This window comes from Luteitalea sp., from assembly GCF_044337415.1.
Lineage (GTDB): Bacteria > Acidobacteriota > Vicinamibacteria > Vicinamibacterales > Vicinamibacteraceae > Luteitalea.
The window spans coordinates 1-19,310 of the sequence record NZ_JBIINP010000074.1; the positions used below are offsets into that span (position 1 = coordinate 1).

The window sequence follows — 19,310 nt, forward strand, 5'->3', positions numbered from 1 at the left end:
CACTCCTGGTCCCTCGTCGCTTGCACCCCTGGTGACTCGAGTCCGTGTCCCTTGTCCCTCGCGTGGTCTCGGTCGCTCTGATCGCGTGATGCCCTTGTCCCTGCTCCCTTGCCGACTCCTGGTCCCTTGTCCCTTGCACCCCTTGTGACTCGAGTACGTGTCCCTTGTCCCTCGTGTGGTCTCGGTCGATCCGACCGCGTCATGCCGTCTTCATCGGGTCGATGCACGGGCGTCACGCGCACTGCCGACCCTTGATGGGTGATGCTTTCGAACCTCCTGCCCTGTCGTCGGCGCGCTCGCGCGCTGCTTCCACTGCTGCTGTCCCTCTGTCTCCCCGTGTCGGCGATCGCCCAGAACGACGCCGGGTCGCTGCGTGTCCTGGTGCTCGACCAATCAGGCGCCGTCGTCCCCGGTGCCACGGTCACTGCGACCAACGTGGGCACGTCCACCTCGCGTGAGGCCGTCTCCGACGGCGAGGGCTACGCCACCTTCACGCCGGTGACGCGCGGCCGGTACGACGTGCGCGTCATGCTGTCCGGCTTCCGCACCGTCGACTTCACGGGCGTCGACGTCGACGTGAACGAGCGCGAATTCGTGCGCATCACGCTGGACAGCGCGGCGGCGGCCGAGACCGTGCAGGTGACGGCGCAGCGCGCCAACCTGCAGACCGAGGAAGGCTCGATTGGCCAGGTGGTGACCGGTGAGGTGGCCGTGCAGCTGCCGCTGGCGGCCCGGCGCTACAGCGAACTCGCGCTGCTGATTCCCGGCACCAGCCCCAGCACGATGACCGTCGAGACGCGCGGGCCGGGCTGGTTCGTGTCCAACGGCAATTACCACACGCAGAACAACTTCATGCTCGACGGGTTCGACAACAACCAGGGCACGCAGAACGCGCAGTCGCTCTCGGCGCAGGTGGTGCAGCCCAACCCGGATTCGATCGAGCAGTTCAAGGTCCAGACCAACAGCTACTCGGCGGAGTTCGGCCGCTCGGCCGGCGCCGTGGTGAACGTGTCGATCAAGTCGGGCACCAACCAGATCCGCGGGTCGGGCTGGTACTTCAACCGCGACGCCTCGCTGGCGGCCAAGTCGTGGAATGCCAACACGTTCGGCCTGCGCAAGGACGACCTCGCCTGGCACCAGGGCGGTGCGACGTTCGGCGGGCCCATCGCGAAGAACAAGGTGTTCTACTTCGGGTCCTACGAGGGGTTCCGGCAGGACTTCACGACCACCGGCATCCTGACGGTGCCCACCCTCGCGCAGCGGGGCGGGGTGTTCGCCACCGACGTGCGCAACCCGTTCACGGGCCAGCTGTATCCCAACCGCACGATCCCGCGCGCGGACTGGAACTCGCTGGGGGCCAAGATCCTCGATCTGTTCCCGCAGCCCAACCGTGATGGCCGTGTGGTGGCTGGAGGCCGTGTCGTCGAGAACTACGCCTGGCAGCGGCCCGGGCAGGAGAACACCCACAAGTTCGACATCCGGTCCGACCTGGTGGCGAGCGGCGACAGCCGCGTCTTCGCCCGCTACAGCTTCCTGCAGCAGGACATCTTCCGCGAGGCGCTCTTCCCGACGCTCGGCGAGGGCACCAGCAACCAGGGCGAGCAGTACAACCGCAACCAGAGCCTGGGGCTGAGCTGGACGCGCATCTTCGGCGCGCGGATGGTGAACGAGGCCCGCTTCGGCTACAACCGCACCCACTCGCGCTTCGCCCACGCGGCCGCCAACGACATGACGGCCGATCAGTTCGGCTTCGTGGGCCTGCCGGCCGAGTACCTGACCACCGGCGGCATCCCGCTGATGGACTTCAACAACTACCAGGATCTCGGGATCCGCAACTTCCGGCCGCAGTTCCAGAATCCGATCACCTGGCAGGCGCTCGACACGCTGTCGCTGCTGCTCGGCAACCACAGCCTGCGCACCGGGTTCGAGGTGCGCCTCAAGCGCAACGAGCTGCTCGACGTGAGCCGCCGCAGTCCCGCCTACCGCTTCACCGGCGAGTACACCGGCGACGACATCGCCGACCTGCTGATCGGCACGCCCTTCTCGCTCAACGCGACGACCGTGCCGGTGCTCGACTGGCGGCAGGAGGTGTACGCCGGCTTCGTGCAGGACGACTGGAAGGTCACGCCGAACCTCACGGTGAACGCCGGGCTGCGCTACGAGTACGGCACGCCCTACTACGGCGCGGGCGAGAACCAGAACATCAACTTCAACCTCCAGACCGGGCAGCTGGTGTACCCGACGGGCGACGACCAGTACCTGATGGACACCGACCGGAACAACGTCGCGCCTCGCCTCGGTGTGGCGTGGCAGGCGATGCCCGATCGGCTCGTCGTCCGCGGCGGCTACGGCGTCTTCTACTCGATCGAGGACATGCGCGGCTCCGAGGGCATCATCGCGCTCAACCCGCCGACGCTGGTCGATGCGACGCTGCAGCGCGTCAACAACACGGCGCCGCCGCCCCTCCTGGTCTCGGACCCGTTCCCGGCCGGCCTGACCAGCAACTACGACTCGCGGACGGTCGGCGTGAAGGCCCGCCAGATCGAGCAGCAGGCGGCCACCATCCAGCAGTGGAACGTCGCCGCCGAGTTCCTGTTGCCGTGGCAGTCGACCTTCGAGGTCGCCTACGTCGGCAACCGTGCGGCCAACCTGCTGGGCAACGTCCCCGTCAACGGTGTGCCGTTCGGCGTCAACGGCGCGGTCGCGGCCAATCGGCCGTTCCCGAACTGGCGGCAGATCGACGTCAACATCACCGAGGGCCAGTCCACCTACGACGCCCTGCAGCTGAAGTACGAGAAGCGCTACACGGGCGGCCTGTACATCCTCGGCAGCTACACGTTCGCCGACAGCGAGGACGAGATCGGCGCCTGGGGCGCCGGCGGCTCGGGCACGCAGCTGATCCTGGCGCCCGACTACAGCAACCTCGACCAGGTCCTGCGTGGCGAGCGTGGCCCCAACGCCCAGATCGCGCGGCACCGCTTCACGTTCACGCAGGTCTGGCAGTTGCCGATCGGGCGCGGACGGGCGTGGGGCACCGACATGAGCCCGGTCCTCGACGCCCTGATCGGCGGCTGGCAGGTGTCGAGCATCACCTCGGTCCGCAGCGGGCTGCCGGTCAACGTCACGCTGTCGCGCAACGGCACCGACCCGAACACCGGGCTCGCCTACAGCTTCTTCGACCGCAATGGCGGGTACTTCCGGCCCAACATCGTGGGGGATCCGAACGCTGCCAGCGATGCCTCGGCCAACCGCGGGGCCTACCTGTCCAACGGTGCCTATGCGGTGCCGGCGCTGAACACCCCCGGCAACGCGCCGCGCAACAGCGCGTGGGGCCCCGGCAACTGGACGACGGACCTGAGCCTGGTCAAGCGGTTCACGCTGCCGCGCTTCAGCTTCGACGTGCGCGCCGAGGCCTTCAACGTCTTCAACCACACCAACTACGCCGATCCGAACGGCACGTTCGGCACGGCCCAGTTCGGTTCCATCACCTCCGCCGGCCTGCCCCGCATCGTGCAGCTGGCCGTGCGGGTGGGGTTCTAGTGCACCTCCGCCCGCTCGCGCGGGCTCGGTGCACAGCGCTCACTCCCGACCGTCCTTCCGGGCGGCCGGGCGAGTTCTAGTGCACCTCCGCCCGCTCGCGCGGGCTCGGTGCACAGCGCTCACGCCCGACCGTCCTTCCGGACGGCCGGGCGAGTTGTAGGTCGAGCGCTGGGCCCCACCGGGTGGCCGGTCTCCCCCGGGACCGGTCACCCACCTCTCGCGGCAATCTGAAATGTGAAGCTTGAAATGCTCGGCGGCTCGGCTTTCAGCCTTCGCTCGCTCGTGGTATCCCGGGGGCGACAGGCCGAAGGCCGTCGCCCGCGAGAATTTCAAATTTCGAATTCCAAATTGCCTCCGCAGCCGTAGAGCTGCACCGGATCGCCGTCGCTGCCGATAATCCGCAAGATGGCCACTCCAGCCCCGCCCGTCGTCTCGGAGCCCCCGATCAACCGCCTGTTCCGGCTGATGGTGCAGACCGGCGCGTCCGACCTGCATCTCAGCGTCAGCGTGCCGCCCATGGTCCGCAAGGATGGCCGCATGATGCCCGTCGAGGAGACGGCCCCCCGCCTGACGGCCGAGGACATCCGGCGCCTGCTCGGTCCGATCACCCCCGAGAAGAACCGCACCGAGTTCGAGCGTCGGCACGACACCGACTTCGCCTACGAGATCCCCGGCCTGGCCCGCTTCCGCGCCAACATCTTCATGGACCGCAAGGGCATGGGGGCGGTCTTCCGGGTGATCCCGAGCCAGATCCTCACCGCCGAGCAGCTCGGACTCTCGCCGCACCTGCTGCAGTTGTGCCACCTCAGCAAGGGGCTCGTGCTCGTCACGGGGCCGACCGGGTCCGGCAAGTCGACGACGCTGTGCGCGATGGTCGACTACATCAACCGCTCGCGGCACGACCACGTGATCACGATCGAGGACCCGATCGAGTTCGTCCACGACAACAAGAGCTGCCTGATCAACCAGCGCGAGGTCCACACCCACACCGAGTCGTTCAAGGACGCGCTGCGGGCGGCCCTGCGCGAGGACCCCGACATCGTGCTCGTCGGCGAGATGCGCGACCTCGAGACCGTGGCGATCGCCATCGAGACGGCCGAGACCGGGCACCTCGTGTTCGGCACGCTGCACACCAGCACCGCGGCCTCGACGGTGGACCGCATCATCGACCAGTTCCCGGCCGATCGGCAGAGCCAGATCCGCGTGATGCTCAGCGAGTCGCTCAAGGGCGTCATCGCGCAGACGCTCTGTCGCAAGGTGGGCGGCGGGCGCGTCGCGGCGCTCGAGACGCTGATCGTGAACACCGCGATCAGCAACCTGATTCGCGAAGGCAAGACCTTCCAGATTCCCTCGATGATGCAGGTCGGCAAGGCGCAGGGCATGCAGACGCTGAACGACGCGCTGGCCGACCTGGTGAAGAACAAGCTGGTGGCCCCCGAGGAGGCCTACGTCAAGGCCGTCGACAAGGCGGGCTTCGAGGCGCTGCTCAAGCGCATGGCCATCGACACGAAGTTCCTCGGCCCGCAGCCGTTGCAGGGCAAGCCTTCGTAACGCTTAACGCCTAACGCTTAACGCACAGGGCTCAGGGCTCGAGGCGCAGAGAGCATCCTGACGGGGCGGTCGCTGTGTGACTGCCGACTGCCGTTAGACTCTGTGACGTGATCCGCGTCGCCGACCTCCATCACGCCTACGGCGACACCCCTGCGGTGCAGGGGCTGTCGTTCGAGGCGGGGGCGGGCGAGGTGCTCGGCCTGCTCGGGCCCAATGGCGCCGGCAAGTCGACCACCGTGAAGATCCTCACGGGGCTCCTGCCGCTCCAGCGCGGCCGGGTGGAGGTGGCGGGCTTCGACATCGCCACGCAGCCGCTCGAGGTCAAGCGGCGCGTCGGCTACGTGCCCGAGACCGGCGCCATCTACGACGCCCTCACCCCCGACGAGTACTTCCGCTTCATCTCGCTCCTGTACCACCTGGAGCCCGACGTCGTGCAGCCCCGGATCGAGGAACTGCTGCGGATGTTCGACCTGCAGCCGGTACGTGGCGCGCGGATGGTCACCTTCTCGAAGGGCATGCGCCAGAAGGTCCTGATCGCGGCCGCCTTGCTGCATGCCCCCGAGGTCGTCATCTTCGACGAGCCGCTGAACGGCCTCGACGCCAACGCCATGCTCGTGTTCAAGGAGCTGCTGCGCGGGCTCGCGCTCCAGGGGCGGACCATCCTCTTCTGCTCGCACCTGCTCGACGTCGTCGAGCGGCTCTGCCCGCGCATCGTGATCGTGGACCAGGGCCGCGCCATCGCCGGCGGCACACCTGCCGACATCGCGGCCGCCACCGGGGCGACGACGCTGGAGCAGGCGTTCGCCTCGCTGACGGGCGCTCGCAACGCCGTGGACGCGACGGCCGGCGTGCTGTCGTCGCTGGAGTGGCGCGCGTGATCGCGGCCCTCGCGCGGCTGATCGGGGTGGACCCGGTGCAATGGCGCGCACTCGTCTGGGTGTCGTTCACCACCGACATCCGCCAGATGAAGGGCTCGGGCATCCGCCTGGCACGCGCCGCTGCGGGGAGCCTCGGCGGCGCGCTGCTCTCGCAGCTGGTCTACGGCGGCTTCTGCGCCGCACTGATCACCGTGCTCCCCAACGTGTTCGCCACCAGCACGATCTACTACACGCTCCTGATCACCACCCTCGGCCTGGCGCTGCTGGTGGATTTCACGAGCATCGTGCTGTCGCCCGACGACCACGTCCAGCTCGCGCCGCGTCCGGTCGACGGCCGCACCTTCTTCGTCGCGCGGCTCACGTCGGTGGTCGGCTTCTCGCTGATGCTGGCCGCGCCCTTCGCCGTGCTGCCCGCGCTGGCCTACCTGTTTCGCGACGGTGGCGGCACGGTGGCGGCGGCCCTGGCCAGCCTCGCCGGCGCGGTCCTGTGTGCCGTGCTCGTCCCGCTGCTGGTCATCCTCCTCTTCCTGGCGCTCATCCGGGTGATCCCGGCGGGTCGGCTGCACCGGGCCCTCGGGTACGTGCAGTTCGTGCTCTCGTTCGTCTTCATCGGCGCGCTCTTCCTGCTGTCGCGCACCACCCGCGCCCTCGACACCCTCCGCCTCGAGAAGACGGCTGCGGCCTACCTCAATCCGGCCGCGTGGTTCGCCGCGTGGATCGAGATCGCCGAGGGCCGCGCGACGCAGCTCGACTGGCTCGCGGCCGCGGCGCCCTTCGCGCTGCTGGGCATCGCCGGCGCGCTGGTCCGCAGCCGCCTGTCCCTGGCCTGGGCCGAGCGGTTGGCGACGATGTTCGTGGAACGCCCCGGCGGCCAGGCGACGCGCCGTCCCGTGCCGGTGCTGGTGTTCGGCCCCGCGCACCATGCCGTGGGACTGCTGGCGGGAGCGCAGTTCCGGACCGACCAGAAGTTCCGCCTGGGCGTGCTCGGCATCCTGCCGCTCACCGTCATCTACCTGCTCGCGGGCTTCTCCGACGTCGAGGGGCCGGCGCTGATGCAACGTGAACCGCTGCTGGTCTACTACGCGGTGCTGTTCTTTCCCGTGATGCTGCGGCAGTTCCTCGTCTACAGCGAGGCCTGGCGCGGTGCGTGGGTGTTCCACGCGGCCCCGATGCCGTTCGAGGAGCTCGTGGTCGCCCTCAAGAACGTCGTCGTTGCGCGGTTCCTGGTGCCGTACCTCGTGTTGGTCATGGCGCTCCTGGGCTGGCTGTACCCACGCCCGCCGCTGGAGTGGCTGATGCACGGGCTGGTGATCGGCCTGATCTCGCACGCCCTGCTGGCGGCCGACCTGCTCGTCAACCCTTCGCTGCCGTTCTCGCAGCCGACCAGGCAGGGGGCGCGCTCGTTCGCGCTCCTGTTGCTGATGGCGCCGACCATGGTGATCATCACCACCGTGCCGTTCTGGCGTCCGTGGCTCTACGCGCACGCCGGACGCACGTTTGCCGGCGTCGCCGTGCTGGTCGTGATCAACGTGCTGCTGCACGAAACCCTGCTCACCCGTGTCGCGCGCCTGTCGCGCGGCTGGGCCTGTGCGAGCTGACCTCCATGTGGACCGGACCTCCCTCCCTCTCGCCCTTCGTCCCCGTCATCGAGCACCTCCAGGAAGCGGCCTGCCTGGAGACCGCCGATGGCGCCGTCGCCGTCGTCAATGCGGCCTGGCTGGCGCTGTTTGCGGCGTCTGGCGCGCCGCTGCGCGAGCGGCCCGGCGCCGACGCGTGGGCGCCGGCGCTCGCGGCCTTCGACGAGGCCGTGGGGCTCGGCGCGCGGCTGGCCGCGCGGCGTGGGGCGCGCGTGGCCAGCTCGCACGAGACGCTGACCACCACCGACGGGCGGACGCTCGAGTGGGATCACTCGCCGATCTTCTCGGGCAGCGTCGTCGCGGCCCACCTCTGGCGTTTTCGCGACGCCACGCACCAGCGCCGGCTGGAGGAGTCGGTGCGCCAGGCGCAGCGCCTCAACACCGTCGGCCGGCTCGCCGGGGGCATCGCGCACGACTTCAACAACCTGCTCACGGCCGTGGTCGGGTACTGCGACCTGCTCGACACGCAGTTCGACAACGGCGACGTCAGGCGCTTCGACCTGCACGAGATCCGCAACGCGGCCATGCGCGCCTCGTCGCTCACGCGGCAGCTGCTGGCGTTCAGCCGGCGGCAGATCATGCAGCCCGAGATCGTCGACGTCGGCGTGATGCTCGGCGAGATGCCGAAGATGCTGTCGCGGCTGATGGGCGAGCAGGTCAAGGTGTCGATCACCGTGCCTGACGAGCCGGCCGAGGTGTTCGCCGACCCGGGGCAGGTCGAGCAGGCGGTCTTCAGCCTCGCGGCCAATGCCCGCGACGCGATGCCCGATGGCGGCACCCTCGGCGTGGACGTCTCGGTCGGGGACCTCGACGAGGCGCGCGCCCGCACGCTGGACATGCGCGCCGGCCCGGCGATCTTCATCTCCCTGCGCGACAGCGGCTCCGGCATGGACGACGCCACGCGCGCGAGTGCCTTCGACCCATACTTCACCACGAAGCCGCTGGCGCAGGGCCTCGGGCTGCCCACGGTCTACGGCATCGTGCGGCAGACCGGTGGCGCGGTGACGCTCGAGAGCGCACCAGGCGCCGGCACGCGCGTGGAGATCGTGCTGCCACGCTACGCGGAGGTCGTCGCGGCGCCCGCAGCACCCGAGCTGGAGACCTACGTACGTACCGAGCGTGGCGGCCCGGCCGTCGTGCTGGTGGTGGAGGATGAGGCGTCGGTGCTCCGCCTCGTGCGACGCGTGCTGGAAGCGGAGGCGATGGTGGTGTTGTCGGCGCAGGATGCCGAGGAGGCGCTGTTGCTGGCCGATCAGCACGGCGGCGTGATCGACCTGCTGCTGACCGACGTGGTGATGCCAGGATTGAACGGACTGGAACTGGCGCAGCGCGTGTTGCCGTCGCGGCCCGGCATGCGCGTGCTGTTCATGTCGGGCTACGCCGATCACGCCGTGGTGCAGCGCGACATCATCGACACCGGTCGCCCGTTCCTGCAGAAGCCTTTCGCGCCCGACCGCCTGCTGGCGCGGGTGAAGGACGTCCTTCAGTAATTCAGAATTCAGAATTCACAGTTCAAAGTTCAGAGTCCAGCGATGCCGAGTGCCGGCAATGTGGGAGGTGCAATGACCTTCGACATTCCGGCACCGCGGCATTACACGCGTCCGTCCTCTACACGCGCTCGATCTTCACCGACTGGATGACGACGTCCTTCACGGGACGATCGCCGCGGCCGGTCGGCACATGGCCGATCCGCGACACGACGTCCATCCCCGAGATCACCTCGCCGAAGACCGAGTGGCGGTCGTCGAGGTGCGGCGTGGCGCCCAGCGTGACGAAGAACTGGCTGCCGTTGGTCCCGGGGCCCGCGTTGGCCATCGACAGGATGCCGGCCTTGGCGTGTCGGCGCGCCGGGTGGAACTCGTCGCCGAACTTGTAGCCGGGGCCGCCCATGCCGTTGCCAAGCGGGCAGCCGCCCTGGATCACGAACCCGTCGATCACCCGGTGGAAGATCAGGCCGTCGTAGAACGGCTTGCGGATGGGCTGTCGCGTGACCGGATCCTGCCACTCGATGCTGCCCTCGGCCAGGCCCGCGAAATTGGCCACCGTCTTGGGAGCCTCCTCCTCGAACAACCTGACCGTGAAGGCGCCCTCGGAGGTGGTGAAGTGGGCGTAGAGCCCGGGTTGTAGGGTCATGGCCACACCTTACCATTCCCACCGGGCATAATCCCGGCATGGAAACCTTTGCCCCGGTCGTCACCGCTGGTGGACTCGTGCATGCCTCGGGCGTGATTGCCCGCGATCGAGGACCCGGCACCGACATCGAAAGTCAGGTCACCGAGGTCCTCGACAGGCTCGACGAGGTGCTGCGCGGTGCCGGCAGCAGCCTTGCCCGCGCGGCGTCGCTGCACGTGCAGGTGCGCCATGCCGCCGATTTCGCCGGCATGAACCGGGCCTACGCGGCCCGGATCGGCGCCGAGCCCCCGGCCCGGACCACCGTGGTCGCGCCACCCGAGGCCGACGACGCGCTGGTGGAGATCAGCGCGATCGCGGCGGCCGCCGGCACGACTCGCGAGGTGCTGCATCCTGCCGGATGGCCGCAGTCGCCCAACCCCTACAGTCACGGCATCCGGTGTGGCGACACCGTGTTCCTGTCGGGGCTCGTGCCGCGCGACGTCCGCACCGGCACCCCCCTGGACGACGCGATCGAGGCCCAGGTCGACCTGATTGCCGACAATGCCACCGCGTTGCTGGCGGCCGCCGGCCTCACGCTGGCCGACGTCGTGCTGGCGCGGGTGTTCATCACCGATGTCGCGGAGTTCGCCGCCATGAACGCCCGCTACCGCGCCCGCATGCCCGCGCCACGGCCCGCGCGCGCCACCGTCGTCACCGGACTGATGCAGCCGGCCTATCGCGTGGAGATGACCTTCGTGGCGCAGGCCGGGCGCAGCGTCACCGGCGTCGTGGCGCCCGTGGCCGAGGACGCGTTGCTGGTGCCGGCGATCGCCGCGTCCCCCCGGGTGTTCCTGTCGGGCGCGCTGGGTGAGGACCCGCACGCGAGCATCGAGGCGCAGACGCGCAGCACCATGGCCCGACTCGGCGACGTGCTGGCACGCAGCGGGCTGGACTGGTCCCACGTGGTCGACGCGACTCTGTACGTGACCGGCGCGGGCGATGCCGAACCGGCGCGTCGCGTGATGCGCGAAGCGATGGGCCGGCCGCTTCCCGCCGGCGCCACCCTGGCCTGCGGCCTCGTCGTTCCACACGCGGGCGTGGAGGTGCAGGTGACCGCCGTGCGCCCGTGACGACCCGCCTGATCCCGATCGTGTCGTGGCTGGCAGCGGCCTGGCTCGTCGCGACGACGGCCGTCGGCGCACAGTCGCCGACCGCGTGTGCCGAGCCGCGCGCGGTGCCGGACGTCGTCACGGCAGCGTCGCGCGACGCGGCCGGCCTCGTGCTCGCGCGGTGTGTGCGCGTCGACATCGAGGCGGGCCGCTGGCGCGATGCGGATGCACGGCTGGAGGTCGCGCGCGGCGCGGCGGCCCTGGTCGCCACGTCGGCTCGCGGGACCTGGCTCGCCGAGGTGGCGCGGCTGGAGGCCTTGCGGCGAGTCGACACCGGGGATTGGGGGGCACTCGTCGACCTCGTCCTTCCCGACGAGGCCACCCTGCCGTGGCTCGGCCCCCTGGTCCGCGGCGTAGCTGCGGCCCGGGCCTCGTGGGCCGCACAGGATGGCGGGTTGCAGGCGCGGGCGCGTGCCGAACTCGGTCGCCTCGAGACCCTGGCGGCAGCGGCGGGCCCGATCAGCGAGGCGGAGCGCGCCCGTCTCGTCGTGCAGGGCGCCATGGCCGGCGCGCAGTACGAGCGCGACGAGATGCAACTCCTGCTCGATGCCGCGCACGATCTGGAGCAGCGCCTCTACGCACCCGACGATCCGCGGTCGCCCGTGGTGCTGGCGTGGGAAGTGGAAGCCGACCTGCTGCGCCTCACGGACCGCTACGCCGCCGCGAGCGAGCGCTATCTCGACCTGGTGGTGGAGTGGCCGCGCCGCGTCCAGACCCGGGTGGGACTCGCGGCGGCCTATCGCCGCCTCGGCTACGCCGCGCAGGCCGACGAGACGCTGGCCCAGGCGCGTGCCCTCTGGGCCGAGGCGGATGCCGAGGCGCAGGCGCTGGTGAAGTAGACCGCGAAGTCGACCGCCGCGCCGGCCGGCCTCATCGCGCGCCCGGGTGCTCACGCTCCATGGCGATCAGCCGGCGCTTCCGCTCGATACCCCATCGGTAACCAGTCAGCGACGCATTGCTGCCGACGACGCGGTGGCAGGGGACGAGGAGCGACACCTTGTTGGTGGCGCAGGCACGCGCCGCAGCCCGCACCGCTGCGGGCTGCCCGATCATCACGGCCAGTTCCGCGTACGAGCGCGTCTGGCCGCGAGGGATGCTGCGCAGGGCGCGCCACACCCGCTGCTGGAACGCCGTGCCCTGTAGGTCGAGCGGCACGTCCTCGCCCGCCTGTCCACTGGCCACCGCCACGGCCGCCGCTACCCAGGCGTCCTGTGCCACGCCGCGCGAGATCGTGGCGCGGGGGAACTCGGCCTCGAGCGCCGCCACCAGTGCGGCCTCGTCGTCGCCGAGGTACACGGCGCAGACCCCGTGCTGCGTAGTCGCGACCAGCAGCAGGCCGAGCGGGGACGGCGCCGTCGTGTACCCGATGGCCACGCCCGCCCCGCCGCGGCGATACGCCCCCGGCGTCATGCCCAGCGCCGCCTGCCCACGCTCGTAGAGGCGCGACGAGGAGCCGTAGCCGGCCGCGTAGAGCGCTTCGGTGACCTCGTCGCCGGCAAGGAGACGCTCGCGCAGGTGCGCGATCTGGCGACCCGTCAGCAGCTCGCGCGGGCCGATGCCGAGCGTCGCTTCGAGGCGGCGACGGAACTCGGCGGGCGGCAGGCCGACGGCCTCGGCGAGCGAGGCGACCGACGGGCGGCCGCCGTCGGCCAGTGCGGCGTCGATGTGCGCCGCGAGACGGCGGAGGTCGTCGGCGCCGAGGCGCGGTGGCGCAGGTGCGTCGAGGCGTGCCGGGGCGGTCATGAATCGGAGCATACTAGCGGCCTCCCACGGGCACTATCCGGTTTGTCGGAGCCGCCGCCATGACACCGTTCGAGCTGAGCAACCTCGTTGTCCTTCCCTTCTGGGCGCTGATGATCCTGGCTCCCACGTGGTCGTTCACACGGCGGATCGTCGGCTCGCCGTGGATTGTCGCGCCGCCGGCGTTGATCTACCTCGTCGTGCTGCTGCCCGTGGCGGCCATGGTGCTCCCGGCCGTGGCCAATCCCGTGCCTGCCGAGATCGCGTCCATGCTCGGCACCCCCACGGGCACCGCGCTGGCGTGGGCGCACTTCGTGGCATTCGATCTCTTCGTCGGCCGCTGGATCCACATCGACAGCCGGAACCGCCGTTACTCGCCCTGGTGGGTCTCGCCGACGCTGTTGCTGACCCTGCTGGTCGGCCCCGTCGGACTCCTGACCTACCTGCTGGTCCGCACCGTGATCGGAGGCGCCAATGCTGCTGTCGATCCTGCGTGACGCCTGGCGCGGCCATCGGGCGCTGATGCTGCTGGCGGCGGCGTGCCTGCCCTGCGCATTCGTCGTCCTGCTGCTCGGCCTGTTCGATGCGCGGACCATCACCGGTGCGCCGGCGTGGAACAAGCCGCTGAAGTTCTTCCTCTCGGCCGCCGTGTACGCGTCGACCTTCGCGTGGTACCTCGCACAGTGGCCGGCGGCATCGGCGCGATGGGCGCGGCTGCGCGCGGCACTCGGCTGGACCGTGGCGGTGATGCTCGCGGTCGAGCTCGTGCTGATCGCCGTGCAGGCCTGGCGTGGCGTGCCCAGTCACTTCAACGTGGCGACGGCGATCGACGCGTTGATCTTCAACGTCATGGGACTGGCCATCGCCACGCTCTCGGTCGCGCACGCCGTGCTGTGGGTCCTGCTGCTCCGCACCGACTGGCCCGATCGGCCGCTGCTTTCGGCCTGCCGGTGGGGCGCCGGCGTGTCGCTCGCCGGGCTGATGGTGGGCGCGTTGATGGTCGTGCCGACGGCGCCGCAACTGGCACAGGCGCGGGCAGGCTCCGGACTGCCCGTGGCGGGCGCGCACACGGTGGGGCGCCCTGACGGCGGCCCCGGCCTGCCTTTCCTCGGCTGGAGTGTCGAGGCCGGGGACCGGCGCGTCCCGCACTTCATCGGTCTCCACGCCATGCAGGCGGTGCCACTGGCGCTGCTGGTGGCGACGTGGGCGCGCCCGCGATCGCGTAAGGCTGTGGCGACGGTTGCCGGCGTGGCCTGCGCCCTGCTCACGGCCGCGGTGCTCGCGCAGGCCGAGGCGGCGCGGCCGTTCTGGCCGGGTGGTGGTGCCGAGCGGGTCGATCGCGCCGGCCCGGCAGCCGCCGGTCAGGGTGTGCCGTAGCCGAGTGGGATGATCACGGGGCCGCGCTCGGCGCCGGCTGGCAGGTCGGGCACCAGTACGTCGACCGGTTGTGCTCGCCGTGATGGCGGAACTGGATGGGCGTGCCACAAGTGCGGCAGGGCTCGCCCTGGCGGCCGTACACGTACAGGCGCTCCGCCGGATTCGAGCGTCCGGTCGTCCGTCGCATGCCGCGGTACGTCACCACGCCAGTCTCGCGCGGATCGACCACGTTGGCCTGCAGCAGCGTGCGTGCGTTGCGCAGGAGGCGGAGCCATGACGCCACCGGCACGTCGGCGGGGGGCGTGAAGGGCCAGAGCGTTGCCAGGAAGAGCAACTCGCTCTTGTAGACGTTGCCGATCCCCGCAACGGCGGTCTGGTCCAGCAGCGCCTCGGCGACCGTGGGACGCGTGCTCACCGCGAGACGGGCCACCGCTCGATCGACGTCGAAGTCGGCCGCCAGGACGTCTGGCCCGAGGCGCGCCAGCGCCGGGGCGTCCTCCATCGCCGCGGCTTCCACGAACTCCGCCACCGGCACGGCGAACGCCACGGCGACGAATCCGGCGGTCCCGACGACGATGCGCGCGGAGACGGGGGAGCGCTGCCAGGGTTCGCCCGTCCGGTAGATGTGCCACGAGCCCGACATCAGCATGTGCGTCCGCAGCACCATCGGCCCGTCGACGCGTAGCCGTCGCGACTGGTCGTCCGCTGCCGACTGCCGACCACCGACTCCCGAGAACGCCATCAGCAGGTGCTTGCCCCTGGCCGTCACGCGCTCCACCGTGCGCCCCGTGATCGGCGCGTCGTGATGCACCCGCGCGATCTGCGCGTACTGCGTCTCGAAGCGCGTGACCACCTGCCCGGCCAGGGCCGTGTGCAGCGTGCGTGCCGCGCGGAATATCGTGTCGCCTTCGGGCATGGGGAAACGGGCTCAGGGCTCCAGGCTCAGGGCTCAGACAGCATGCTGCAAGAGGCGTGTGAGTGAGTGCAGGCTGAGGCCAGGTCGGAAGGGTCTCTGAGCCTTGAGCCCTGAGCCCTGAGCCTTGATGATCAGCGCGGCCTCCGCGGCCACCGGATCGGCGCGATGTCCTCGTCGGCCATGGCCGGGAGGTCCTCGAGGGGCGTGCCGGGGGCCATGTCCTGCCAGCGCCCCGGGCGCCGCTGCCGGGGCATGGCAGGCGTGGCCGCCGACGTGGTCTCGCGCCATTGCAGGCCCTGGGGGGTGGCCACGAACCCGGCCGCCTCCAGGAACGGGCGAATCGGGCTGTCGATCGCCGGGCCGCCGTTGATCTCGCCGAGGAGCACCGATGCGGCGCGTCGTTCGCGATCGGTGCCGGTCATCGGGAGTGCGCGCGCCAGCGCCTCGGCGTGGCGGCTGCGATCCGGTTCGTGCTCGGGCAACCAGACGAGGAACGACTTGAGTCCGCGACCCAGCCATGCGGTGAGGTGTCCGTCCACGAGCACCACGCGGGCGCCGACGCTGCGCGTGGGACCGCGCCCGGCGCCTGCCGGCGTGTCGGGCCACTTGACCAGCGCGCCGTAGGGATTGGCCGGATCGGTCGCCGCGAGCACGGCAACCTCCGCCGCTTCCGGTGGCGTCCGCAGCGCGCGCAACAAATCCACGGCTGCCGGGGCGGCAAACTGCATGGCGCCCACGCCGGTCACGAAGTAGCCACGACGGATGCGGCCGCCTTCTTCCAGCGTCCGGAACACGTCGTAGATCGCGCTGAAGCCGCCGGGCAGGCCCTCGGCGCCGGCCACCTCGCGGGTCACCAGCCCGTATCGTGTCAGCAACTGCTGACCCATGGCGGCGCTCCAGGCGGTGGGCGTCGTGCTGCCGGCCGCGACCGGCAGGCGGGCCCAGCGACCCTCGGCGGTCGGGGGCGCGACGCGTCGCGATCGGAACGGGCGGGCTGCGCCCCGTCGCTCACGCGTGGCGTGGCCAACGTGCGCGCGCAACGGTTGCAGCGTGTCGTTGGTCACCAGTCCGCGCCACACCAGGGTCCAGAGCGCATCGACCGTGTCCTGCGGGAACCCGCCGCCGGCGGCCTCGTGCAGGGGGGCGAAGAACAGCGCCCCTCGGGCGTCGAGCGCAGCCAGGATGGCCTGCTCGCGCACGTCGAGCGGGTCGGCTGCGGCCGCGGGCGCGATCGCGCCACGCCACAACGTCGGCAGGTGGTCGGCCAGGTACAGCGCGACGCGGCCGTCGTGTTCCCCGAGTGGTTCGACGCCGGTCCAGGCGACCTCCCCTGCCGAGATCAGGGCGTCGAGGTCCGACGGCTGGTACCGCTCGAGCCGGGCCGGCAGGATCTCGCGCTCGAGCAGCGAGGCCGCCAGCGGCACGCCCTGCAGCGTCTCGATGACGTCGAGCAGCGCGTCGAGGCCGCGCCGGGGACGCGTCACGCCCTGCCACTGCGTGAGCATGCGGCCGAGCGCCGGCAGGTCGACGGGCTCCACCGCGTGCCGCAACCGCGCCAGCGATCGACGACGGACCGTGGCCAGCACCTGGGCATCGCACCACTCGCGTTGCTGCCCCCCGGGCCGGAACTCGCCTTCGAGGAGGCGTCCTTCGGCGAGCAGTGCGCGCAACGCGAGGTCGGCCGTCGAGTGGCCGAGGCCGAAGCGTGTGGCCATGTCGTCGGTCGTGAAGGGGCCGTGCGTCCTGGCGTAGCGCGAGACCAGGTCGCGCAAGGCCTGCGGCTGCAGGGCGAGCAGCGTCTCTGGCACGCCCGCGGGCAGCGGAATCCCGAGCGCATCGCGGTAACGCGCGGCGTCCTCGATCGCCACCAGGCGCGCCTCGCCGGCCACGGTGAGCCACACGGCCCGGCGGGCGCGGACCAGGTGCTCGCCGGCGTCTGCCGGGAGGTCGTCGGCCGCGCGCGCGCGCAGTTGCTCCGGCGACAGGTCGCCGATCCGCAGCAACAGGTCGTGCACCCCGTCGAGAGTCCGGGCGCGATAGTCGGGCAGCAGGCACTGGACCTGCGCCTCGACGGCGGCCAGCGCGTCGGCATCGAGCAGGTCGCGCAGTTCCGCCGACCCGAGCAACTGCTGCAGTTGCGCCTGATCGATCGTGAGGGCCTGCGCGCGGCGCTCGGCCAGCGGCGCATCCCCGTCGTACAGGTAGTTGGCGACGTAGCCGAAGAGCAGCGAGGCCGCGAACGGCGAGGGCGTCGGCGTCTCGACGTGCACCACGCGCACCTGGCGTGCCTGAACGGCCCGCAGGATGTCCACGAGCGCGGGGATGTCGAACACGTCGCGGAGGCACTCGCGATACGTCTCGAGCAGGATCGGAAAGGACCCGTAGCGCGCGGCGACGCCGAGCAGGTCCTGCGCCCGCTTGCGCTGCTGCCAGAGCGGCGCTCGCTTGCCGGGCCGCCGGCGCGGCAGGAGCAGGGCCCGCCCTGCGCACTCGCGGAAGCGCGCGGCGAACAACGACGTCGAGCCCAGTTGCCGGAGCACGAGTCCCTCCACCTCGTCGGCGTCGGGCACCAGCCACTGCGGGTCCGGAGGCTCGTCGCCCTCCGGGAATCGCACCACGAACCCGTCGTCGGCCCACATCGTCTCGACGTCGTAGCCGTACTGCTCGCGCAGGCGCGCCATCACGGCCATCGCCCACGGCGCGAGCACCTGGCCGCCGAACGGCGAGAGCAGGCACAGGCGCCAGTCGCCGAGTTCGTCGCGCACCCGCTCGATCACGATCGTCCGGTCGTCGGGCACGGCGCCGGTCGCCTCGTCCTGCTCGGTGAGGTACTGGACGAGATTGGTGGCCGCGCGCGCGTCGAGGTCGTGGTCGCGCACGAGGCGGTCGGTAGCCTCGGTTGGCCCCTCGCGGCGCAACTGGCGCACGAGGGCGCCGATCTCGCGGCCGAACTCGAGCGGCCGGCCGGGTCCGTCGCCCTTCCAGAAGGGCATCTTGCCGGGCTCGCCCGGCGCCGGCGACACGAGCACGCGGTCGTGCGAGATGTCCTCGATGCGCCATGTGGACGCTCCGAGCAGGAACGTCTCGCCGACACGGCTCTCGAACACCATCTCCTCGTCCAGTTCGCCCACCCGGGCGGTGCCAGACGACGCGCCGGCGAGGAAGACACCGTACAGCCCGCGGTCGGGGATCGTGCCAGCGTTGGCGACGGCGACACGCTTGGCGCCCTCGCGCGTGGTCAGCGTCTGCGCGACACGGTCCCACGTGAGGCGAGGCCGCAGCTCGGCGAACTCGTCAGACGGGTAGCGCCCCGAGAGCATGTCGAGGACGCCGTCGTAGATGGGGCGCGCCAGCGAGGCGAACGGCGCGGCCTGGCGGAGGCGGTCGTACAGCGCGTCCACGTGCCAGTCGTCCATCGCCACCATTGCCACGACCTGCTGCGCCAGCACGTCGAGCGGGTTGCGCGGCATGTGGGTCGCCTCGACGCGGCCCTCGCGCATGGCGCGCACCGCTGCGGCGCACGCCAGCAGGTCGCCGCGGTACTTCGGGAAGATCAGGCCCTCGCTCGTCGCGTCGACGCGATGGCCGGCGCGGCCGATGCGCTGCAGGCCGCTGGCGACCGACGGCGGCGCCTCGATCTGCACCACGAGGTCGACCGCGCCCATGTCGATGCCGAGTTCCAGCGACGAGGTGCAGGCCAGCCCGCGCAGGCGCCCGGCCTTGAGCGCGTCCTCGATCTCGACGCGCTGCTCGCGCGCGAGCGACCCGTGATGCGCGCGCACCAGCGTCTCGCCGGCCAGTTCGTTGATCGCGGCGGCCAGGCGCTCGGCGAGTCGACGGCTGTTGACGAAGAGGAGCGTCGAGGTGTGCGCGCGGATCACCTCGAGCAGGCGCGGGTGGATCGCCGCCCAGATCGACGGCGCCTTCGGGCCCCCGGCGGCCGGCCCGCTGGTGATGGCCTCCACCTGCGTGAGGCGCGCCATGTCCTCGACGGGCACCTCGATGTGCAGGGACAGCTGGCGCTTGCGTCCGGCGTCGACGATGGTCACCGGGCGCCACGCGGTCGGCGCGTCGTCGTCGGCGAACTGGTCGTGGATTTCACCCTCGGGCGCCGCACCTGTCCCGTCGGCCGGCGCCTCCTTTCGTCGCCGTCGGACTTGTCCGACGGTCATTTCGCGAGGCATCACCGACTGCCGGACAAGTCCGGCAGCTACAGCGTCTGGTAGTCCGGCAGCGACATCCTCCTGTCGCGCCGGGGCGGCTGCGCCGCCGAGGAAGCGGGCGACTTCTTCGAGGGGGCGCTGGGTCGCCGACAAGCCGATGCGCTGGATCGGGCCACGGGCGACGTGCTCGAGGCGCTCGAGTGAGAGGGCGAGGTGTGCGCCGCGCT

13 protein-coding genes are annotated in these 19,310 nt (G+C 71.0%); 9 read left to right on the plus strand and 4 right to left on the minus strand.

The window, feature by feature from the left end; translation table 11 throughout:
• Positions 1 to 336: 336 nt before the first annotated feature.
• The 5 genes from ACIRDX_RS12485 (at position 337) to ACIRDX_RS12505 (ending at position 9,096) form a co-directional block, all read left to right on the plus strand.
• Positions 337 to 3,540 carry a carboxypeptidase regulatory-like domain-containing protein gene (locus ACIRDX_RS12485; RefSeq protein ID WP_396625762.1) on the plus strand — a complete coding sequence of 1,068 codons (3,204 nt, stop codon included), beginning with the start codon at positions 337 to 339 and terminating at the stop codon, positions 3,538 to 3,540.
• Positions 3,541 to 3,945: 405 nt separating this feature from the next.
• Positions 3,946 to 5,091 carry a type IV pilus twitching motility protein PilT gene (locus ACIRDX_RS12490; protein ID WP_396625763.1) on the plus strand — a complete coding sequence of 382 codons (1,146 nt, stop codon included), beginning with the start codon at positions 3,946 to 3,948 and terminating at the stop codon, positions 5,089 to 5,091.
• A gap of 107 nt (positions 5,092 to 5,198) precedes the next feature.
• Complete coding sequence (locus ACIRDX_RS12495) at positions 5,199 to 5,969, plus strand: ABC transporter ATP-binding protein (protein ID WP_396625764.1); 771 nt, start codon at positions 5,199 to 5,201, stop codon at positions 5,967 to 5,969.
• Positions 5,966 to 7,567, plus strand: a complete 1,602-nt coding sequence (locus ACIRDX_RS12500) for a hypothetical protein (RefSeq protein ID WP_396625765.1) — start codon at positions 5,966 to 5,968, stop codon at positions 7,565 to 7,567. The genes ACIRDX_RS12495 and ACIRDX_RS12500 overlap by 4 nt, the downstream gene beginning before the upstream one ends.
• Before the next feature lie 5 nt (positions 7,568 to 7,572).
• Complete coding sequence (locus tag ACIRDX_RS12505) at positions 7,573 to 9,096, plus strand: response regulator (protein ID WP_396625766.1); 1,524 nt, start codon at positions 7,573 to 7,575, stop codon at positions 9,094 to 9,096.
• A 118-nt stretch (positions 9,097 to 9,214) separates the two neighbouring features.
• On the opposite strand, the gene ACIRDX_RS12510 is transcribed toward ACIRDX_RS12505, so the two are convergent.
• Positions 9,215 to 9,739, minus strand: coding sequence for a peptidylprolyl isomerase (locus tag ACIRDX_RS12510; protein ID WP_396625767.1), 525 nt, complete (start codon positions 9,737 to 9,739; stop codon positions 9,215 to 9,217).
• 38 nt (positions 9,740 to 9,777) lie between these two features.
• On the opposite strand from ACIRDX_RS12510, the gene ACIRDX_RS12515 reads away from it, so the two are divergent.
• Positions 9,778 to 10,848 carry a RidA family protein gene (locus ACIRDX_RS12515; RefSeq protein ID WP_396625768.1) on the plus strand — a complete coding sequence of 357 codons (1,071 nt, stop codon included), beginning with the start codon at positions 9,778 to 9,780 and terminating at the stop codon, positions 10,846 to 10,848.
• Positions 10,845 to 11,726, plus strand: coding sequence for a hypothetical protein (locus ACIRDX_RS12520; RefSeq protein WP_396625769.1), 882 nt, complete (start codon positions 10,845 to 10,847; stop codon positions 11,724 to 11,726). The genes ACIRDX_RS12515 and ACIRDX_RS12520 overlap by 4 nt, the downstream gene beginning before the upstream one ends.
• A 31-nt stretch (positions 11,727 to 11,757) precedes the next feature.
• Here ACIRDX_RS12520 and ACIRDX_RS12525 read toward each other — a convergent pair whose 3' ends face one another.
• Complete coding sequence (locus ACIRDX_RS12525) at positions 11,758 to 12,630, minus strand: methylated-DNA--[protein]-cysteine S-methyltransferase (protein ID WP_396625770.1); 873 nt, start codon at positions 12,628 to 12,630, stop codon at positions 11,758 to 11,760.
• A gap of 59 nt (positions 12,631 to 12,689) precedes the next feature.
• Between ACIRDX_RS12525 and ACIRDX_RS12530 the strand changes: the two genes are divergently transcribed.
• Together ACIRDX_RS12530 and ACIRDX_RS12535 are read left to right on the plus strand one after the other, a co-directional pair.
• The gene (locus ACIRDX_RS12530) at positions 12,690 to 13,124 is read left to right on the plus strand and encodes an ABA4-like family protein (protein WP_396625771.1); all 435 of its coding nucleotides are present in this window, start codon (positions 12,690 to 12,692) and stop codon (positions 13,122 to 13,124) included.
• Positions 13,102 to 14,004, plus strand: a complete 903-nt coding sequence (locus ACIRDX_RS12535; protein ID WP_396625772.1) for a hypothetical protein — start codon at positions 13,102 to 13,104, stop codon at positions 14,002 to 14,004. Before ACIRDX_RS12530 ends, ACIRDX_RS12535 begins: the two co-directional genes overlap by 23 nt.
• Positions 14,005 to 14,017: 13 nt before the next feature.
• Here ACIRDX_RS12535 and ACIRDX_RS12540 read toward each other — a convergent pair whose 3' ends face one another.
• Positions 14,018 to 14,920, minus strand: coding sequence for an Fpg/Nei family DNA glycosylase (locus tag ACIRDX_RS12540; RefSeq protein WP_396625773.1), 903 nt, complete (start codon positions 14,918 to 14,920; stop codon positions 14,018 to 14,020).
• A gap of 131 nt (positions 14,921 to 15,051) precedes the next feature.
• Positions 15,052 to 19,310: helicase-related protein (locus ACIRDX_RS12545; protein WP_396625774.1), on the minus strand; the 4,259-nt coding region annotated here is incomplete at its 5' end.

Excerpts from the sequence above, each read along its gene's own strand:
- ACIRDX_RS12535 (WP_396625772.1), top strand. The coding sequence starts at position 13,102 with ATGCTGCTGTCGATCCTGCGTGACGCCTGGCGCGGCCATCGGGCGCTG.
- ACIRDX_RS12510 (WP_396625767.1), bottom strand. The coding sequence starts at position 9,739 with ATGACCCTACAACCCGGGCTCTACGCCCACTTCACCACCTCCGAGGGC.
- ACIRDX_RS12525 (WP_396625770.1), bottom strand. The coding sequence starts at position 12,630 with ATGACCGCCCCGGCACGCCTCGACGCACCTGCGCCACCGCGCCTCGGC.
- ACIRDX_RS12515 (WP_396625768.1), top strand. The coding sequence starts at position 9,778 with ATGGAAACCTTTGCCCCGGTCGTCACCGCTGGTGGACTCGTGCATGCC.
- ACIRDX_RS12490 (WP_396625763.1), top strand. The coding sequence starts at position 3,946 with ATGGCCACTCCAGCCCCGCCCGTCGTCTCGGAGCCCCCGATCAACCGC.
- ACIRDX_RS12505 (WP_396625766.1), top strand. The coding sequence starts at position 7,573 with ATGTGGACCGGACCTCCCTCCCTCTCGCCCTTCGTCCCCGTCATCGAG.
- ACIRDX_RS12530 (WP_396625771.1), top strand. The coding sequence starts at position 12,690 with ATGACACCGTTCGAGCTGAGCAACCTCGTTGTCCTTCCCTTCTGGGCG.
- ACIRDX_RS12540 (WP_396625773.1), bottom strand. The coding sequence starts at position 14,920 with ATGCCCGAAGGCGACACGATATTCCGCGCGGCACGCACGCTGCACACG.